The following is a 17100-nucleotide window of genomic DNA, read 5'->3' as shown; positions in this document are numbered from 1 at the left end:
TTCAATCCCTCAATGATGCCTGGAATCGCTCTTTTAATGCCTCTACACATTTGGCGACGGTAGCGGCAATCTCCTCTTCTTCGAGTGTACGGCTGGTATCCTGAAGGATAAGGCTAATAGCGAGGCTCTTGAAACCTTCTGCTACGCCCTTGCCGCGGTACACGTCAAATAAGTTTACGCCAACTACCTGATTTACGCCAACTTTCTTACATTCGGCCAAAATATCTGCTGCGGGCACATTTTCAGCGACCACAACCGCGATATCACGGCGGTTTGCCGGGAAGCGGGAGACGTCCTGCGCCTGAGGAATGACGCGGTCTGCAACCGGGTTCCACTCCAGTTCGAATACGATGGTACGGCCATTCAGATCCAGCTTACGTTCCAGTTCCGGGTGAACAACCCCAATGAAACCAACACGTTTGCCGTCTAAATAGATCGCCGCACTCTGACCCGGATGCAGGGCTGGAATCGCTTCTGCGCGGAATTCAATTTCGGATAATTTACCGGTCAGATCGAGAATCGCTTCCAGATCGCCCTTCATATCGTAGAAATCAACCGTCCCTTTTGCCAGGTCCCAGTGCTCTTCAAAGCGGTTACCGCTGATGGCGCCGGCCAGCATGAGATCCTGACGGATGCCTAAATTCGCCTGAGTATCCGGTACAAAGCGCAAACCGCTTTCGAAAATACGCACGCGGTTTTGCTGACGGTTCTGGTTATAAACGATAGTACCCAGCAGTCCCGTCCACAGGGACAGACGCATCGCTGACATCTCGCTGGAAATCGGGCTTGGCAGGATCAGCGCTTCCTGACCCGGGTGGATCAGCTGTTGCAGCTTAGGATCAACGAAGCTGTAGGTGATCACTTCCTGGTAGCCTTTGTCGTTCAGCATGGTTTTCACACGCTTCAGAGACAGATCGGCCTCGCGATGGCTGCCCATCACCAGACCCGCCTGCACCGGCTCGTCAGGGATGTTGTTGTAGCCGTAAACGCGGGCCACTTCTTCCACCAGATCTTCCTCGATCTCCATGTCAAAACGCCAGGACGGCGCAACGGCTTTCCACTCGTCCAGACCCTCAGTAACTTCGCAGCCCAGACGCGTCAGAATGTCGGTCACCTGCGCATCGGCAACGTGGTGACCAATCAGACGATCCAGTTTGCTGCGGCGCAGGGTAATGGTCGCACGCTTCGGCAGCGTCGCTTCGTTGGTCACATCGATAACCGGACCCGCTTCGCCGCCGCAGATGTCGATCAGCAGGCGAGTCGCACGCTCCATCGCTTTGTATTGCAGCGCAGGATCCACGCCACGCTCGTAGCGGTGAGAAGCATCAGTGTGCAGACCGTGACGGCGTGCGCGGCCGGTGATGGAGAGCGGGCTGAAGAACGCGCATTCCAGCAGGACGTTTTGCGTCTCGTCGTTGACGCCAGAGTGCTCGCCGCCGAAGATCCCGCCCATCGCCAGCGCTTTGTTGTGATCGGCAATCACCAGGGTGTCAGCGTTCAGTTTCGCTTCGCTGCCGTCCAGCAGAACCAGGGTTTCTCCCTCTTTCGCCATGCGCACGACGATCCCACCTTCGATACGATCTTTATCAAAGGCGTGCATTGGCTGGCCCAGCTCCAGCAGAACATAGTTGGTGACGTCGACGACCGCATCGATAGAACGGATACCGCAGCGACGCAGTTTCTCTTTCATCCACAGCGGGGTTGGCGCTTTAACGTTAATACCTTTCACCACACGACCGAGGTAGCGTGGGCAGGCCTCAGGCGCGTCTACCTGTATCGGCAGCACGTCACTGATGGTTGCCTCAACCGGAGCGATCTCCGGCACGTTCAGTTCAGTCTGGTTCAGCACGGCCACGTCGCGGGCCACACCGATGATGCCTAAACAGTCAGCACGGTTTGGCGTTACGCTGATTTCGATGGTGTTGTCATCAAGCTTCAGGTATTCGCGGATATCGGTACCAACTGGCGCATCCTGCGGCAGTTCAATAATGCCGGAGTGATCGTCGGAAATACCCAGTTCGGAGAAGGAGCACAGCATGCCTTCAGACGGCTCACCGCGCAGCTTAGCCGCTTTGATTTTGAAATCGCCCGGCAGCACCGCACCGACGGTCGCCACGGCCACTTTCAGGCCCTGACGGCAGTTTGGCGCACCGCAGACGATATCCAGCAGACGGTCACCGCCCACATTGACTTTTGTTACGCGCAGTTTGTCAGCGTTAGGGTGCTGACCGCATTCAACCACTTCACCCACGACCACGCCGGTGAAGGCGCCAGAAACCGGCTCTACACCGTCAACTTCCAGACCCGCCATGGTGATCTGGTTGGAAAGCTCGTCGCTGTCCAGCGTGGTGTTCACCCATTCGCGTAACCACAGTTCACTGAATTTCATTGTTCTGTCCTGCCCTTATTTAAACTGTTTGAGGAAACGCAGATCGTTTTCGAAGAACGCACGTAAGTCGGTTACGCCGTAGCGCAGCATGGTCAGACGCTCCATACCCATACCGAACGCAAAGCCGGAATACACTTCCGGATCGATACCCACGTTGCGCAGCACGTTTGGATGCACCATGCCGCAGCCCAGCACTTCCAGCCATTTGCCGTTTTTACCCATCACGTCAACTTCCGCAGACGGTTCGGTGAACGGGAAGTAGGACGGGCGGAAGCGAACCTGCAAATCTTCCTCAAAGAAGTTGTTCAGGAAATCGTGCAGCGTGCCTTTCAGGTTGGTAAAGCTGATGTTTTTATCAACAATCAGACCTTCCATCTGGTGGAACATTGGGGTGTGGGTCTGATCGTAGTCGTTACGGTATACGCGACCCGGCGCGATGATGCGGATTGGCGGCTCCTGCTCCTTCATGGTGCGGATCTGAACGCCGGAAGTCTGAGTACGCAGCAGACGGGTAGCGTCAAACCAGAAAGTGTCGTGGTCAGCACGTGCCGGATGATGGCCAGGAATGTTCAGGGCATCGAAGTTGTGGTAGTCATCTTCAATTTCCGGGCCAGTCGCCACGGTAAAGCCGAGCTCACCGAAGAAACTTTCAATACGATCGATAGTACGAGTCACCGGATGCAGACCGCCGTTTTCAATACGACGACCCGGCAGAGAAACGTCAATCGTTTCTGCCGCCAGACGCGCATTCAGTACTGCGCTTTCCAGCTCGGCTTTACGCGCGTTCAGCGCCTGCTGTACCTGCTCTTTGGCTTCGTTAATCACTGCACCGGCTGCCGGGCGCTCCTCTGCTGGCAGTTCACGCAGGGTAGTCATCTGAAGGGTCAAATGCCCTTTCTTGCCCAGATATTCGACGCGGACATTGTCTAACGCGGCAACATCTGAGGCCTGGTTAATGGCGGCCGTTGCACTGGCAACCAGCTCTGCGAGATGTGACATGGTTTTCCTCATTATGTCGGTGCAGACACCGAATTGTTGGACGTATTCTCTTAACTTCAGGCACAAAAAAAGCCTCCATCGGGAGGCTTATCTGGCGCTGTTTTTCGTTTCATCTTTCACGCGCTAGCCTCCTGAAGTCAGGTGCTAAAGTAAAAGAAGAAGCGGAAAATAGCAGCATTCATGCTTGCGTTACCTTGTAGGGTAAAAACCGTTAGACCTTATTGAAAAGCCTGCACGGATAAATGTCAATCTTCTGATGGTGTTAAATGAAAAGAGGAGGCAAAGCCCCCTCTCTCAACTGGCTTATGCCAGTGCTGCTTTCGCTTTTTCGACCAGAGCGGTGAACGCTACTTTGTCGAATACTGCGATGTCAGCCAGGATCTTACGGTCGATTTCAACAGAGGCTTTTTTCAGGCCGTTGATGAATTTGCTGTAAGAAATACCGTTCTGACGTGCTGCTGCGTTGATACGCGCAATCCACAGTTGACGGAACTGACGCTTACGCTGACGACGGTCACGGTAAGCGTACTGACCTGCTTTGATAACAGCCTGGAAGGCAACGCGGTATACGCGTGAACGCGCACCGTAGTAGCCTTTAGCTTGTTTCAAAATTTTCTTGTGACGTGCACGTGCAATTACACCACGTTTTACGCGAGCCATGTGTGCTCTCCTGTATCTATTCTAAGTTAAAAAAGTTAAACGTTAACGACTTATGCGTACGGCAGGCACGCGATGACCAGGCCCAGATCGCCTTTAGAAACCATGGCTTTTGGACGCAGGTGACGTTTACGCTTGGTAGCTTTCTTAGTCAGAATGTGACGCAGGTTAGCGTGCTTGTGCTTAAAACCACCTTTACCGGTTTTTTTGAAGCGCTTAGCAGCACCGCGTACGGTCTTAATTTTTGGCATTTTAATAACTTCCACTTCGCATTGTTAAATAAACGAAACATAGGCGAACAAAACCTATGGGGCCCGAAGGCTCCACAGATTTTGCTGCTTGAAGGCCTTACTGTTTCTTCTTAGGAGCGAGCACCATGATCATCTGGCGGCCTTCGATCTTCGTAGGGAAGGATTCGACTACTGCCAGTTCACTCAGATCGTCACGGACGCGGTTAAGCACTTCCATACCAATCTGTTGGTGGGCCATCTCACGACCGCGGAAACGCAGCGTGATCTTGGCCTTATCGCCATCTTCCAGAAAGCGAATCAGGCTGCGGAGTTTTACCTGATAATCGCCATCGTCGGTACCAGGACGGAATTTAATTTCCTTAACCTGGATAACTTTTTGCTTCTTCTTCTGTTCCTTAGAAGACTTACTCTTTTCATAAAGGAACTTGCCGTAGTCCATGATACGACAAACTGGCGGTTCGGCGTTAGGGCTGATTTCAACTAAATCTACTCCAGCTTCTTCAGCCTTTTCGATCGCTTCTCTCAGACTCACAATCCCCAGCTGCTCGCCTTCCAGACCTGTTAAGCGAACTTCCTGGGCGCGAATCTCGCCATTGATACGATTCGGACGTGCCGTTTGAACTCGTTTTCCGCCTTTAATACCTTATTCCTCCAGTTGTTGAAGACTGCGGCTGCGAATCTCTTGTTGCAGCTTCTCAATCACTTCACTTACGTCCAGGCTCCCCAGGTCTTTACCACGGCGGGTGCGAACGGCAACTTTGCCTGCTTCCACCTCTTTATCACCACAGACCAACATATACGGGACACGACGTAAAGTGTGCTCGCGGATTTTAAAGCCAATCTTCTCATTTCTCAAGTCTGCTTTTACGCGAATGCCCGCATTTTGTAGTTTCTGCGTCAATTCTTTAACGTAATCCGCCTGAGAATCGGTAATGTTCATCACCACTACCTGCACTGGCGCAAGCCAGGTTGGGAAGAAGCCCGCGAACTCTTCGGTCAGGATGCCGATGAAGCGCTCCAGTGAACCGAGAATCGCACGGTGAATCATAACCGGCACCTGACGCTCGTTGTCTTCGCCAACATAAGAGGCGCTTAAACGCTGCGGCAGGGAGAAGTCCAGCTGTACCGTTCCGCACTGCCATGCGCGATCGAGGCAGTCATACAGGGTAAATTCAATTTTCGGACCGTAGAATGCGCCCTCGCCCAGCTGGTATTCGAACGGAATACCGTTCTCTTCCAGCGCTACGGCAAGATCCGCCTCTGCGCGATCCCATGTCTCATCGCTGCCGATACGTTTTTCCGGACGCGTTGAGAGTTTGACCACGATCTTCTCGAAGCCAAAGGTGCTGTACATATCGTAGACCATACGAATACAGGCGTTAACTTCTTCACGGACCTGATCTTCAGTACAGAAGATATGCGCATCATCCTGAGTAAAGCCACGAACACGCATCAGACCGTGCAGCGCACCTGATGGCTCGTTACGGTGGCAGCTACCGAACTCCGCCATACGCAGCGGCAGATCGCGGTAGGATTTCAGACCCTGGTTGAAGATCTGAACGTGGCCCGGGCAGTTCATTGGCTTGATGCAGTATTCACGGTTCTCAGACGAAGTGGTGAACATCGCATCTTTGTAGTTGTCCCAGTGGCCGGTTTTTTCCCACAGCACACGGTCCATCATGAACGGGCCTTTCACTTCCTGGTACTGGTACTCTTTCAGCTTGGAGCGCACGAACGTTTCCAGTTCACGGAAGATAGTCCAGCCGTCGTTATGCCAGAACACCATCCCCGGCGCTTCTTCCTGCATATGATACAGGTCAAGCTGCTTACCGATTTTACGGTGGTCACGCTTAGCCGCCTCTTCCAGGCGTTGCAGGTACGCGTTCAGGGCCTTCTTATCGGCCCACGCGGTACCATAAATACGCTGCAACATTTTGTTGTTGCTGTCGCCACGCCAGTAAGCGCCTGCGATTTTCATCAGTTTGAAGTGATGACAGAAGCGCATGTTCGGCACGTGCGGTCCACGGCACATGTCGACGTATTCCTGGTGATGGTACAAGCCAGGCTTGTCATCATGAGCGATGTTTTCATCAAGAATCGAGACTTTGTAGCTCTCGCCGCGCTTCACGAAGGTTTCACGCGCTTCGTGCCAGCTGACTTTCTTCTTAATGACGTCATAGTTGGTTTCGGCGAGCTCGTGCATTCGTTTCTCGAGCGCGTCGATATCTTCCTGAGTCAGGGTGTGGTCAAGGTCAACGTCGTAGTAGAAACCGTTGTCGATAACCGGGCCGATCGCCATTTTGGTGTTTGGCCACAGCTGCTTAATAGCATGGCCTAACAGGTGCGCACAGGAGTGACGAATGATCTCCAGACCTTCTTCGTCTTTCGCGGTGATGATCGCAAGCGTTGCATCGCTTTCAATCAGATCGGACGCGTCTACCAGCTCACCGTTTACGCGACCTGCGATGGTTGCTTTTGCAAGTCCAGGACCGATATCCAGGGCAACATCCATTGGGCTAACAGCATGGTCGAAATGGCGTTGGCTGCCATCAGGAAGAGTAATTACAGGCATTTTATATCCTTATTTGCAGTGATGCCCCACACATAAGAGCATATACAAAGAAAATAATCGTGATTAAACAGTAGATTACGAAACCATCTGACCAACAATCGTCAAATTGGTTCGTCATCATGCACCTGCCGATTCAGATAAATGCGAATTTACGGCAAGCAGGGTAATGGTAACACTATTGAAAGGGCGAATGCACCTTCTGAGACCGTTTGAACCGTTCATCCTTTTGTCTGCGTTCATGAACTTTTGCTGACGGAGGCTCGCAATCCGAAAGTGCTGAGCTATTCTTGACTTGGTCCTTAAACATCGAAGGGGTATCACATGAATGTATCCAGCAAAACCGTTGTGATATTGAATCTACTTTCCGCTGCTTGCCTGGTATTGATTCTGGCTGACAGATTCCATTGGTTTTAAGCCGAACCGGTGTTCCGGCATAACCTGTTGTCCAGGGTTGAGCGCTTTCTGGCGCAGATTTTGGTAGACTAAGGGTATCAACTGACAAGGATTAGGTTATGCCAACAAAAAGATTTGCCGTGAAGCACTGGAAAATGGTCGTGGTGTTAATTGCTATTTGCGGCGCGATGTTGCTGCTGCGCTGGGCCGCAATGATCTGGGGCTAATATTTTGTCAGCGAAAACGTGCCGTGAATTTACTGAATAAATCTTAACTATCTTTACGATAATTTATGGTCCAAAACCGGTACGTCATAATCCGGTTTTCGACAGGCTGTGACAGCGTATATATTCCGTCACACGTGGCAGTTGAAATATCAGGACCACTCACCCGCCACCAGCTTGTGTACATCAAATGCATCATTCATTGACTGGCCGGTAGACTGAGAGCCAGGGGCAATGTTGGAGCCTGCTTCTACATCCGAGGCTTTAGCGATCCCGATTGGGCTGTTAACGTCACTGGCAGGTTGCGTCATATTATCAGCAGCAAATACGCCAAATGAAAGTGCGGAAAGCACCATCGCTGCTGTAGCGGTTTTGATTTTTTTCATAATTTTATTCTCATACTTATTTAATGCGATATGCCTGAGGCGAGTTTTTCGCCTGTGCCGTAAGTGTAGATCTGGATCACATTCTTGCCTAGTCAAATTATTTATCAATTCGTGTCAAATAAACTGAATAAGCCCTGGTCGGCTAATTATGGAGAAATTATGGGTAATGACTCCAACTTATTGATAGTGTTTTATGTTCAGATAATGCCCGATGACTTTGTCATGCAGCTCCACCGATTTTGAGAACGACAGCGACTTCCGTCCCAGCCGTGCCAGGTGCTGCCTCAGATTCAGGTTATGCCGCTCAATTCGCTGCGTATATCGCTTGCTGATTACGTGCAGCTTTCCCTTCAGGCGGGATTCATACAGCGGCCAGCCATCCGTCATCCATATCACCACGTCAAAGGGTGACAGCAGGCTCATAAGACGCCCCAGCGTCGCCATAGTGCGTTCACCGAATACGTGCGCAACAACCGTCTTCCGGAGCCTGTCATACGCGTAAAACAGCCAGCGCTGGCGCGATTTAGCCCCGACGTATCCCCACTGTTCGTCCATTTCCGCGCAGACGATGACGTCACTGCCCGGCTGTATGCGCGAGGTTACCGACTGCGGCCTGAGTTTTTTAAATGGCGGAAAATCGTGTTGAGGCCAACGCCCATAATGCGGGCGGTTGCCCGGCATCCAACGCCATTCATGGCCATATCAATGATTTTCTGGTGCGTACCGGGTTGAGAAGCGGTGTAAGTGAACTGCAGTTGCCATGTTTTACGGCAGTGAGAGCAGAGATAGCGCTGATGTCCGGCAGTGCTTTTGCCGTTACGCACCACCCCGTCAGTAGCTGAACAGGAGGGACAGCTGATAGAAACAGAAGCCACTGGAGCACCTCAAAAACACCATCATACACTAAATCAGTAAGTTGGCAGCATCACCGAAATTATGAAGATGAAACCAGACCCATTATTTTAAAACGCCGTTTAATATAAATAAGCACAGTTTCAGAAAATAAAAAACGGGCCGAGAATAATCCCGGCCCGACGATATTACATTTTATAACCTAAAGAAATCGTGGTTCGGCGATCGGTATGTTCCGGCGCAGAATCAGGTGGGGATGAGTTCCAGGTTACGTTGTACGCCACCTTGAGTCCAAAGTGTTCGTTGATGGCCACATTCAACGCACTTTCTGAGTTCAGCGTTGTATCTTCAGCACCAAACACCGACACACCCTGGGTGAATTTTGCGTTGTCCGTCATCTGCCATGCATAGGTGCCCGACGCATAACCCAGCGGCTGGGTTTCATCTTCGCCGTTGGTGTACTCGTCGTAACGGACACCCGGACCGAATTCAAAACGCAGGCTGTGCACCGGCCCATTGAGGAACTGACGACCATAACCCGCAGTCACGACATCACGCTGGCGATAGCCGTTGTAGCGGTCAGTCAGCCAACTCGCCTGCCCGAACAGGTAGTCATAATCGGTCATGTTGTATCGGCTACGTCCGCCTACCGCGTATTTCTCTGATGAGCGTTGATCGTTAGCAGAGGTGTTGCTGGCATTTCCCCACAGCGACCAGGCCGTGGTGTTGCCGTACCAGGTCAGGGTGCTGTCTGCGGTCAGGGAGGAGCTTTTCGTATTACCGGATTGCGCCAGATACCCGGCATTCACGTTACCTTCAAAGGGTTTTTTGGCAGTGGAGGGATCGTCCATGACAGTAAAAACGGTATCATCGGCGGTTGCATTCAGTGACGCAAATACGCCACCCGCCAGCATCAGTGCTGCGGGTACTGTCTTCAAAAGCTTCATTTTATTTAAGGAGTCCGTACAACATAAAAAGAGACCGTCACGGTCTCGGAAACTTTCTTGCGGATCAATGACAAGGCGACCATAGAAAGGTAACAAATTATAAAAAGCCGCAAATAACATAGCAATATTTTCTTCTTTCATTTTTTGAATAAGAACGATCCCAAAACGTGTTTTATTTTATATGCCCGGCGCAGGTTATTTGTCAGCATTCATATTTAAAATCATACTGTTATTTACGTTGCCTTCCTGCCAAACGGTGCCAGGCTTAAAAGAACCCATGATAAAAGGAGGTCATGATGGCTTCGATTTATACGCTGACACTCTCCCCTTCCCTCGACTCCGCGACCATGACGCCGCAAATCTACCCGGAAGGTAAGCTGCGCTGTAGCGCGCCGGTGTTTGAGCCGGGCGGCGGCGGCATCAACGTGGCGCGCGCTATTACCCATCTCGGCGGAAAAGCCACCGCCATCTTCCCCGCTGGCGGCGCCACGGGAGAGCATCTGGTTGCGTTGCTGGCAGATGAACAGGTGGCCGTAGACACCGTCGATGCTAAAGACTGGACCCGGCAGAACCTGCATGTCCATGTTGAATCCAGCGGCGAGCAATATCGTTTTGTGATGCCGGGGGCGAAATTGAGCGATGATGAGTTTCGTCAACTGGAAGAGAAAGTGCTGACCATTGAAAGCGGCTCATTACTGGTGATCAGCGGTAGCCTGCCGCCGGGCGTCAAAACAGAAAAACTGACGGCGCTGGTTCAGGCGGCGCTCCAGCGCGGCATCCGCTGCATTGTCGATAGCTCGGGCGAAGCCCTGAAGGCGGCGTTAGAACCCGGACAACTTGAACTCGTTAAACCTAACCAGAAAGAGCTCAGTGCCCTGGTTAATCGAGAACTCAGCCAGCCTGATGACGTTCGTACTGCCGCAGAAGAGCTGGTACGTACGGGCAAAGCGCATCGCGTTGTGGTCTCTCTCGGTCCTCAGGGTGCGCTGGCCGTCGACAAGACGGGCTTTGTACAGGTTGTGCCACCGCCGATGAAAAGCCAGAGCACCGTGGGTGCCGGTGACAGTATGGTTGGCGCGATGGTGCTGAAGCTGGCGCAGGGCGCTTCGCTTCTGGAGATGGCACGCTATGGCGTCGCGGCAGGGAGTGCAGCCACCATAAACCAGGGAACGCGTCTGTGTTCGCTTGCGGATACCCAGAAAATTGTCGATTACCTGGAGAGAAGCTGAACCTGCTTCCCCGTCCCAGGGAGGGGGAAGTCGCTAAACAGGGCATATCGACTATGCTAAGAAAACTTTCAGGATAACAACGAGGTGAATTATGAGCAGTGGTGATATCACCCGCTACGTCGTAACCGTGAATATTCATGAGGCGTCGCTGACCGAACTGAATGAACTCAACAACGCGTTCACGCGCGCCAATTTTCTGCTCACGCTGACGGACGATGAGGGCAATATCCACGATCTCGGCTCACTGGCATTTGGCCTGATAAGCCCGCTGAGTCAGGAAGAGGTGAAGGCGCTGGCCAGTAGCCTGGTGGAAAGCGTGACTGACAAAGCCACGGAAATTGATGTGGATAGCTGGGAAAACTGGCATAAAAAAGAACAATAAGTGCCCTGTACAAAATTAAACCGCTCAGTTGTGCGTTAGTTCCTGTTTTTTTATAGCCGTTTTGCGCTAACTTTATGATCTGGCAGACAACATGGGAGAGACATCATGTGGCAGGCTATCAGTCATCTTTTAATTGAGCAGCTGGGTGAAGGTGAAATTGAACTGCGTAACGAACTGCCAGGCGGAGAGATCCATGCCGCATGGCATTTACGTTACGCCGGGCGCGATCTTTTCGTTAAATGTGATGAGCGTGAATTGCTCCCCATTTTTACTGCCGAAGCCGATCAGCTTGAGCTGTTATCGCGCAGTAAAACAGTCACCGTTCCGCAGGTTTTAGCCGTCGGTAGCGATCGTGACTATAGCTTTCTGGTGATGAACTATCTTCCCGCGCGCCCTCTGGATGCGCACAACGCCTTTATTCTCGGGCAACAGATCGCCCGTTTGCACCAGTGGAGCGATCAACCTCAGTTCGGGCTCGATTTTGATAACGACCTCTCCACTACCCCACAGCCAAACGCATGGCAGCGCCGTTGGTCGACCTTTTTCGCCGAGCAGCGCATCGGTTGGCAGCTGGAGCTGGCCGCTGAAAAGGGATTAGCGTTCGGCAACATCGACGCGATTGTTGAACACATTCAGCAGCGTCTGGCTTCGCATCAGCCTCAGGCTTCCCTTCTGCACGGAGATTTATGGTCAAACAACTGTGCACTTGGGCCTGATGGTCCCTATATATTTGACCCGGCCTGCTACTGGGGCGACAGAGAATGTGACCTCGCAATGCTGCCGTTGCACCCTGAACAGCCGCCGCAAATTTATGATGGCTATCAGTCTGTCTCGCCGTTACCTGCGGGTTTCCTTGATCGTCAGCCGGTTTATCAGCTGTACACCTTGATAAACCGGGCTATTTTGTTTGGCGGGAGTCATCTGGTGAATGCCCAGCGGGCGCTGGACCGCATTCTGGCGGCATAGCGGGAGGGGGCGGCTTCACGCCCCTTCCCTTAGGATTTACAGGAAGCCAAGCAGCGTAAAGAAGAAATACCCGGCCACAATGATAATGACCGGCAGGATGTAGAGCGGGAAAAACTGCACAAAAATGGTATGACGCGGAACGACAATGCGCGATTCGATCTGCTCGCGGCTCATCCCGTCAGGGCCTTTCGCCTTCTCAAGGATCAGCTGGTCTTCCACCCCTTCGCGCAAAAAGCGGGTCTGGCGACTCATGCGCGCGCCGGAAGCCTGCAACGCCATCGCGATAAATATCAACGCATAGATTATCCAGAAACCGACATTCAGCTGGTGGTGAAAATCCGGCGTGGGCGAGTTGAACCAGAAGACGTTCAGGAACGGGGTGTTAAACCGCATCATCTCAATCATGACGTGCGCAAAATCAAGCATGACGGCATTGATGCCCGGCTGTTTTTCGCTGTGATCGTACATAAATTTGAGTACGGAGATCAGCGTTGAAATCAGGGCGGGAATGAAAATAACCCAACCAGCAATACGTTTTAAGACCGCGATGCGTCCAGCTTGTTGATACGTCATTAGTTCCTCTTCATAAAGACGCGTTATTTGTGCCTAAGTCTACCTGCTGTCGGTCATTTTCGCCCGCTCTTTGAATGCAATATGCTAAATTGCTTGTGCTTAGCACCGTTTGTCTTACCCCCAAGATAAGGAGATGTTGTAATGTCGACCCCGCGCCAGATACTTGCCGCTATTTTTGACATGGATGGATTGCTGATTGATTCCGAACCCCTGTGGGATCGGGCTGAACTGGACGTGATGGCCAGCCTCGGCGTCGATATCAGTCGTCGTAACGAGCTTCCCGATACCCTGGGGCTGCGCATCGATATGGTGGTTGACCTCTGGTATGCCCACCAGCCATGGGTTGGCCCGGATCGCGACGAAGTAACGGCGCGCATTATCAACCGCGCTATCTCCCTCGTAGAAGAGTATAAGCCGCTGTTACCGGGCGTACGCGACGCTATCGCCCTGTGCAAGGCGCAAGGGCTGAAAGTGGGGCTGGCCTCCGCCTCACCGCTGCATATGCTGGAAAAAGTGCTGACGATGTTCGGGCTGCGCGACAGCTTCGACGCGCTGGCCTCGGCCGAAAAGCTTCCTTACAGCAAGCCACATCCGCAGGTATATATGGACTGCGCCGCGAAACTGGGGCTGGATCCACTTACCTGTGTGGCGCTGGAAGATTCGGTTAACGGCATGGTGGCGTCCAAAGCCGCACGTATGCGCTCCATCGTTGTGCCGGCTGAAGAAGGCCGACACGATCCCCGTTTTGCCCTCGCAGACGTCAGGCTGACGTCTCTTGAAGAATTGACTGCCCGCCATCTGCGCGGGGAGTAACGCTCTTTCAGGCAGCTTCGGCTGCCTGTCTCGCTAAATCAAAACAACGTTTTACTTTATTTGCTTTTCTCATTCCAGACTCCTATTCTTACGTGCAGAATGACAATAACCTGACTTCTGAGGCGCGTATGATACTGGATGCTTTTACTCTGGCAGGAAAAGTGGCGATGGTGACCGGGTGCGATACCGGTCTGGGGCAAGGTATGGCCATTGCCCTCGCCGAGGCAGGATGTGATATCGTGGGGGTTAACCGCAAGGTTCCTGACGAAACGGCAGCGCGCGTTACGGCGCTGGGACGTCGCTTTATCGCGATTCGCGCCGATCTTGGCAAGCAGGAGAGTATTCAGAGCGTGGTGGATGCCGCAGTCGCTGAGATGGGCCGCATCGATATTCTGGTTAACAATGCCGGCACCATCCGCCGTGCTGATGCGCTGGAATTTAGCGAGAAGGACTGGGACGAGGTCATCGATCTCAATCTGAAATCGGTCTTTTTCCTCTCTCAGGCAGTGGCGAAACAGTTTATCGCGCAGGGTCAGGGCGGCAAGATTATTAACATTGCCTCCATGCTCTCCTTCCAGGGCGGCATCCGGGTGCCCTCCTATACGGCGTCCAAAAGCGGCGTGCTGGGCCTCACCCGCCTGCTGGCGAACGAATGGGCAACGCTGGGCATTAATGTGAATGCTATTGCGCCGGGTTATATGGCGACCAATAACACCCGGCAGCTTCGCGATGATGAGCAGCGCAGCCAGGCGATCCTCGACCGTATTCCGGCGGGTCGCTGGGGTCTGCCGGAGGATTTACAGGGTCCGGTGGTGTTCCTGGCCTCATCGGCCTCTGATTACGTTAACGGCCATACCCTCGCCGTAGACGGTGGCTGGCTGGCGCGCTAACCGCGCGTTTGTGACAAAGAGTTACACCGTCACCTCTTTCACACACTGTATAAAAACCCTATACTGTATGAATCGACAGTTTACTGGGTTTTATCATGACGGCGGAAGGCCACCTGCTTTTTTCACTTGCCTGTGCAGTGTTTGCCAAAAACGCTGAACTGACCCCTGTGCTGGCACAGGGGGACTGGTGGCATATTGTCCCTTCCGCCGTGCTGACCTGCCTGCTGCCGGACATAGATCATCCAAAGTCATTCCTTGGCCAGCGGCTGAAGTGGATTTCAAAACCCATCGCCAGAGCCTTTGGTCATCGCGGGTTTACCCACAGCCTGCTGGCCGTCTTCGGCCTGCTTACACTCTTCTATTTGAAGGTTCCGGAGAGCTGGATCGTCCCGGCGGATGCCATTCAGGGCATGGTGCTCGGCTACTTAAGCCATATCCTCGCCGATATGCTGACGCCAGCGGGCGTACCGCTGCTCTGGCCCTGCCGCTGGCGTTTCCGTCTGCCAATCCTCGTGCCGCAAAAAGGCAACCAGCTGGAGCGCGTTCTGTGTATGGCGCTGTTTGCGTATGCCGTGTGGATGCCGCAGACATTGCCCGAAAATGGTGCAGTGCGCTGGTCATCGCAAATGATCAACTCGCTACAATTTCAGTTCAATCGTTTTATTAATCACCAGATTGAACATTAAACCGACAATATAATCACTTTTGTCATAAACCATTCCATATGGATATAAGCGCGACATCACACTTCTGATAACCTTGCGCCAACAGGTTCGGTAAAAACCGACCGTATAATAAATCAGGAGAACGGGGATGAATTTTCCACTCATCGCGAACATTGTTGTGTTCGTCGTATTGCTATTGCTTCTCGCCCAGGCTCGCCACAAACAGTGGAGCCTGGCGAAAAAGGTACTGGTCGGTCTGGTCATGGGCGTGGTGTTTGGCCTGGCCTTACACGCCATTTACGGCTCCGATAGCCCGGTACTGAAAGATTCTATTCAGTGGTTCAACATTGTCGGTAACGGCTATGTACAGCTGCTGCAAATGATCGTTATGCCGCTGGTATTCGCCTCTATTCTGAGCGCCGTAGCCCGCCTGCATAATGCCTCTCAACTGGGTAAAATCAGTTTCCTGACCATTGGTACCCTGCTCTTCACCACGCTGATTGCGGCGCTGGTGGGTGTGCTGGTAACCAATCTGTTTGGCCTGACTGCTGAAGGTCTGGTGCAGGGTAGCGCTGAAACCGCGCGTCTGACGGCGATTGAGACCAACTACGTGGGTAAAGTGGCCGATCTGACCGTTCCGCAGATGGTGCTCTCCTTCATTCCGAAGAACCCGTTCGCTGACCTGACCGGCGCAAGCCCAACCTCCATTATCAGCGTGGTGATCTTCGCGGCATTCCTGGGCGTCGCTGCGCTCAAGCTGCTGAAGGACGATGCGCCGAAAGGCGAGCGCGTTCTGACAGCCATCGATACCCTGCAAAGCTGGGTGATGAAGCTGGTGCGTCTGGTCATGCAGCTGACGCCGTACGGTGTCCTGGCGCTGATGACCAAAGTCGTGGCAGGCTCTAACCTGCAAGACATCATCAAGCTTGGCAGCTTTGTGATCGCCTCTTATCTGGGGCTGGGCATTATGTTTGTGGTGCACGGTATCCTGCTGGGCGTGAACGGCGTTAGCCCGCTGAAATATTTCCGCAAAGTCTGGCCGGTGCTGACCTTCGCCTTCACCAGCCGTTCCAGCGCGGCATCTATCCCGCTGAACGTGGAAGCACAGACCCGTCGTCTGGGCGTACCGGAGTCTATCGCCAGCTTCTCGGCCTCCTTTGGCGCCACCATCGGGCAGAACGGCTGTGCGGGTCTCTACCCGGCGATGCTGGCCGTGATGGTTGCCCCAACCGTGGGGATTAACCCGCTGGATCCGGTCTGGATTGCGACGCTGGTGGGTATCGTGACCATTAGCTCCGCCGGTGTTGCGGGCGTGGGCGGCGGCGCGACCTTCGCTGCGCTGATCGTTCTGCCTGCGCTGGGACTGCCGGTGACGCTGGTTGCCCTGCTGATCTCTGTTGAACCGCTGATCGATATGGGGCGTACCGCCCTGAACGTGAGTGGCTCAATGACCGCCGGTACCCTGACCAGCCAGTGGCTGAAGCAGACCGACAAAACGATTCTCGACAGTGAAGAAGATGCGGAACTGGCCCATCGTTAATCACGGCTGAAATAAAAAAACCGCCTGCGGGCGGTTTTTTTATGGCTGTTATTCTTCAACCTCTTCATCCTGGCGGGTCTGCACAGCCCATCGCTGCGCCGATTCCGGCACCGTAAACGCAGGGGAGCGACGGAAGTGCTCGCCAATCAGCACGAAGGCAACGTATTTACCCCGTAACATCCAGACATCGCGAAAACCATCCACTTTCAGGGCATGGTCAGGCGGCGCGGGTTCAACGCGGGGCACATAGCTAATAACCTGGCGGTTTTGTTGACGAAGAGGTTTCATAAGCGACGGGTTCACTAAAGCAAATTCTTAAAGCAGGAAATTTCTATCATAGCCGATTCTCCCCCCACCCGTCGCGCCTGACGT

At 53.1% G+C, this 17100-nt stretch carries 21 protein-coding genes and 1 other annotated feature; of the genes, 9 read left to right on the top strand and 12 right to left on the bottom strand.

Translation table 11 applies throughout. The annotated features are described in order from the left end of the window. Nucleotide 1 precedes the first annotated feature (1 nt). The 7 genes from pheT to thrS form a co-directional block, all read right to left on the bottom strand. On the bottom strand, nt 2–2389 hold the full coding sequence (gene pheT / locus L463_RS09580) for a phenylalanine--tRNA ligase subunit beta (protein WP_032673187.1): 2388 nt from the start codon (nt 2387–2389) through the stop codon (nt 2–4). A gap of 15 nt (nt 2390–2404) precedes the next feature. Further along, a complete protein-coding gene (pheS, locus tag L463_RS09585) occupies nt 2405–3388 on the bottom strand; it encodes a phenylalanine--tRNA ligase subunit alpha (RefSeq protein WP_003857809.1) in 984 nt (327 codons plus the stop codon). 62 nt (nt 3389–3450) lie between these two features. Beyond that, nucleotides 3451–3575: a sequence feature (Phe leader region), on the bottom strand. After that, complete coding sequence (pheM, locus tag L463_RS24295; protein ID WP_001386830.1) at nt 3526–3570, bottom strand: pheST operon leader peptide PheM; 45 nt, start codon at nt 3568–3570, stop codon at nt 3526–3528. It overlaps the preceding feature by 45 nt. Nucleotides 3576–3691: 116 nt before the next feature. Further along, the gene (gene rplT, locus L463_RS09590) at nt 3692–4048 is read right to left on the bottom strand and encodes a 50S ribosomal protein L20 (protein ID WP_000124850.1); all 357 of its coding nucleotides are present in this window, start codon (nt 4046–4048) and stop codon (nt 3692–3694) included. Between the two features lie 50 nt (nt 4049–4098). Further along, nucleotides 4099–4296 carry a 50S ribosomal protein L35 gene (gene rpmI, locus L463_RS09595; protein WP_001124225.1) on the bottom strand — a complete coding sequence of 66 codons (198 nt, stop codon included), beginning with the start codon at nt 4294–4296 and terminating at the stop codon, nt 4099–4101. A 97-nt stretch (nt 4297–4393) separates the two neighbouring features. Next, nucleotides 4394–4936, bottom strand: coding sequence for a translation initiation factor IF-3 (gene infC / locus L463_RS0122750; protein WP_023616141.1), 543 nt, complete (start codon nt 4934–4936; stop codon nt 4394–4396). Nucleotides 4937–4939: 3 nt separating this feature from the next. After that, on the bottom strand, nt 4940–6868 hold the full coding sequence (thrS, locus tag L463_RS09600; protein WP_003857814.1) for a threonine--tRNA ligase: 1929 nt from the start codon (nt 6866–6868) through the stop codon (nt 4940–4942). A 321-nt stretch (nt 6869–7189) separates the two neighbouring features. On the opposite strand from thrS, the gene yncL reads away from it, so the two are divergent. Both yncL and yniD read left to right on the top strand, forming a co-directional pair. Further along, nucleotides 7190–7282, top strand: a complete 93-nt coding sequence (yncL, locus tag L463_RS23600) for a stress response membrane protein YncL (RefSeq protein WP_017384656.1) — start codon at nt 7190–7192, stop codon at nt 7280–7282. Nucleotides 7283–7380: 98 nt separating this feature from the next. Then, the gene (yniD, locus tag L463_RS24290) at nt 7381–7488 is read left to right on the top strand and encodes a small membrane protein YniD (RefSeq protein ID WP_003857815.1); all 108 of its coding nucleotides are present in this window, start codon (nt 7381–7383) and stop codon (nt 7486–7488) included. 149 nt (nt 7489–7637) lie between these two features. Here the strand turns inward: yniD and L463_RS09605 are convergent, their stop codons facing one another. The 3 genes from L463_RS09605 to L463_RS09615 form a co-directional block, all read right to left on the bottom strand. Beyond that, complete coding sequence (locus L463_RS09605) at nt 7638–7871, bottom strand: YdgH/BhsA/McbA family protein (protein ID WP_015570736.1); 234 nt, start codon at nt 7869–7871, stop codon at nt 7638–7640. A gap of 177 nt (nt 7872–8048) precedes the next feature. Beyond that, nucleotides 8049–8746 (bottom strand): IS1-like element IS1B family transposase gene (locus L463_RS09610; RefSeq protein WP_095033700.1). Its coding sequence is split into 2 segments (ribosomal slippage): nt 8049–8497 and nt 8497–8746, totalling 699 coding nucleotides; the frame shifts between segments, so codons are not numbered across the junction. A 165-nt stretch (nt 8747–8911) separates the two neighbouring features. Further along, nucleotides 8912–9670 (bottom strand): DUF481 domain-containing protein, encoded by a 759-nt coding sequence (locus L463_RS09615; protein WP_026080717.1) that lies wholly within the window; start codon nt 9668–9670, stop codon nt 8912–8914. A gap of 296 nt (nt 9671–9966) precedes the next feature. Here L463_RS09615 and pfkB point away from each other — a divergent pair, with 296 nt between their 5' ends. The 3 genes from pfkB (at nt 9967) to L463_RS09630 (ending at nt 12247) form a co-directional block, all read left to right on the top strand. After that, the gene (pfkB, locus tag L463_RS09620) at nt 9967–10899 is read left to right on the top strand and encodes a 6-phosphofructokinase II (RefSeq protein WP_032104269.1); all 933 of its coding nucleotides are present in this window, start codon (nt 9967–9969) and stop codon (nt 10897–10899) included. Nucleotides 10900–10990: 91 nt separating this feature from the next. Next, entirely contained in the window at nt 10991–11281 is a 291-nt protein-coding gene (gene ghoS / locus L463_RS09625) for a type V toxin-antitoxin system endoribonuclease antitoxin GhoS (protein ID WP_003857822.1), read from the top strand. A 105-nt stretch (nt 11282–11386) separates the two neighbouring features. After that, a complete protein-coding gene (locus tag L463_RS09630) occupies nt 11387–12247 on the top strand; it encodes a fructosamine kinase family protein (protein WP_032104267.1) in 861 nt (286 codons plus the stop codon). 36 nt (nt 12248–12283) lie between these two features. Here the strand turns inward: L463_RS09630 and L463_RS09635 are convergent, their stop codons facing one another. After that, nucleotides 12284–12820, bottom strand: a complete 537-nt coding sequence (locus L463_RS09635; RefSeq protein ID WP_015570741.1) for a YniB family protein — start codon at nt 12818–12820, stop codon at nt 12284–12286. Between the two features lie 141 nt (nt 12821–12961). Between L463_RS09635 and hxpB the strand changes: the two genes are divergently transcribed. The 4 genes from hxpB to tcyP all read left to right on the top strand — a co-directional run bounded on the left by hxpB (nt 12962) and on the right by tcyP (nt 16728). Beyond that, the gene (hxpB, locus tag L463_RS09640; RefSeq protein ID WP_003857825.1) at nt 12962–13633 is read left to right on the top strand and encodes a hexitol phosphatase HxpB; all 672 of its coding nucleotides are present in this window, start codon (nt 12962–12964) and stop codon (nt 13631–13633) included. A gap of 128 nt (nt 13634–13761) precedes the next feature. Then, entirely contained in the window at nt 13762–14523 is a 762-nt protein-coding gene (kduD, locus tag L463_RS09645) for a 2-dehydro-3-deoxy-D-gluconate 5-dehydrogenase KduD (protein ID WP_032104265.1), read from the top strand. 95 nt (nt 14524–14618) lie between these two features. Continuing rightward, nucleotides 14619–15209, top strand: a complete 591-nt coding sequence (locus L463_RS09650) for a metal-dependent hydrolase (protein ID WP_015570742.1) — start codon at nt 14619–14621, stop codon at nt 15207–15209. A gap of 127 nt (nt 15210–15336) precedes the next feature. After that, nucleotides 15337–16728, top strand: a complete 1392-nt coding sequence (gene tcyP / locus L463_RS09655; protein ID WP_015570743.1) for a cystine/sulfocysteine:cation symporter — start codon at nt 15337–15339, stop codon at nt 16726–16728. A gap of 48 nt (nt 16729–16776) precedes the next feature. Here the strand turns inward: tcyP and cedA are convergent, their stop codons facing one another. Further along, on the bottom strand, nt 16777–17031 hold the full coding sequence (gene cedA / locus L463_RS09660; RefSeq protein WP_071524159.1) for a cell division activator CedA: 255 nt from the start codon (nt 17029–17031) through the stop codon (nt 16777–16779). Nucleotides 17032–17100 lie beyond the last annotated feature (69 nt).

This window comes from Enterobacter sp. BIDMC 27 (genome assembly GCF_000534415.1).
GTDB lineage: Bacteria > Pseudomonadota > Gammaproteobacteria > Enterobacterales > Enterobacteriaceae > Enterobacter > Enterobacter hormaechei_C.
The sequence above is the reverse complement of the archived record's forward strand: the minus strand, read 5'-3'. Positions and strand labels throughout refer to the sequence as shown.

Coding starts and splice junctions, on each gene's coding strand:
- L463_RS09630 (WP_032104267.1), top strand. CDS start 11,387: ATGTGGCAGGCTATCAGTCATCTTTTAATTGAGCAGCTGGGTGAAGGT.
- pfkB (WP_032104269.1), top strand. CDS start 9,967: ATGGCTTCGATTTATACGCTGACACTCTCCCCTTCCCTCGACTCCGCG.
- ghoS (WP_003857822.1), top strand. CDS start 10,991: ATGAGCAGTGGTGATATCACCCGCTACGTCGTAACCGTGAATATTCAT.
- kduD (WP_032104265.1), top strand. CDS start 13,762: ATGATACTGGATGCTTTTACTCTGGCAGGAAAAGTGGCGATGGTGACC.
- hxpB (WP_003857825.1), top strand. CDS start 12,962: ATGTCGACCCCGCGCCAGATACTTGCCGCTATTTTTGACATGGATGGA.
- pheS (WP_003857809.1), bottom strand. CDS start 3,388: ATGTCACATCTCGCAGAGCTGGTTGCCAGTGCAACGGCCGCCATTAAC.
- L463_RS09615 (WP_026080717.1), bottom strand. CDS start 9,670: ATGAAGCTTTTGAAGACAGTACCCGCAGCACTGATGCTGGCGGGTGGC.
- yncL (WP_017384656.1), top strand. CDS start 7,190: ATGAATGTATCCAGCAAAACCGTTGTGATATTGAATCTACTTTCCGCT.
- yniD (WP_003857815.1), top strand. CDS start 7,381: ATGCCAACAAAAAGATTTGCCGTGAAGCACTGGAAAATGGTCGTGGTG.
- rplT (WP_000124850.1), bottom strand. CDS start 4,048: ATGGCTCGCGTAAAACGTGGTGTAATTGCACGTGCACGTCACAAGAAA.
- L463_RS09650 (WP_015570742.1), top strand. CDS start 14,619: ATGACGGCGGAAGGCCACCTGCTTTTTTCACTTGCCTGTGCAGTGTTT.
- L463_RS09605 (WP_015570736.1), bottom strand. CDS start 7,871: ATGAAAAAAATCAAAACCGCTACAGCAGCGATGGTGCTTTCCGCACTT.
- rpmI (WP_001124225.1), bottom strand. CDS start 4,296: ATGCCAAAAATTAAGACCGTACGCGGTGCTGCTAAGCGCTTCAAAAAA.
- L463_RS09635 (WP_015570741.1), bottom strand. CDS start 12,820: ATGACGTATCAACAAGCTGGACGCATCGCGGTCTTAAAACGTATTGCT.
- thrS (WP_003857814.1), bottom strand. CDS start 6,868: ATGCCTGTAATTACTCTTCCTGATGGCAGCCAACGCCATTTCGACCAT.
- tcyP (WP_015570743.1), top strand. CDS start 15,337: ATGAATTTTCCACTCATCGCGAACATTGTTGTGTTCGTCGTATTGCTA.
- pheT (WP_032673187.1), bottom strand. CDS start 2,389: ATGAAATTCAGTGAACTGTGGTTACGCGAATGGGTGAACACCACGCTG.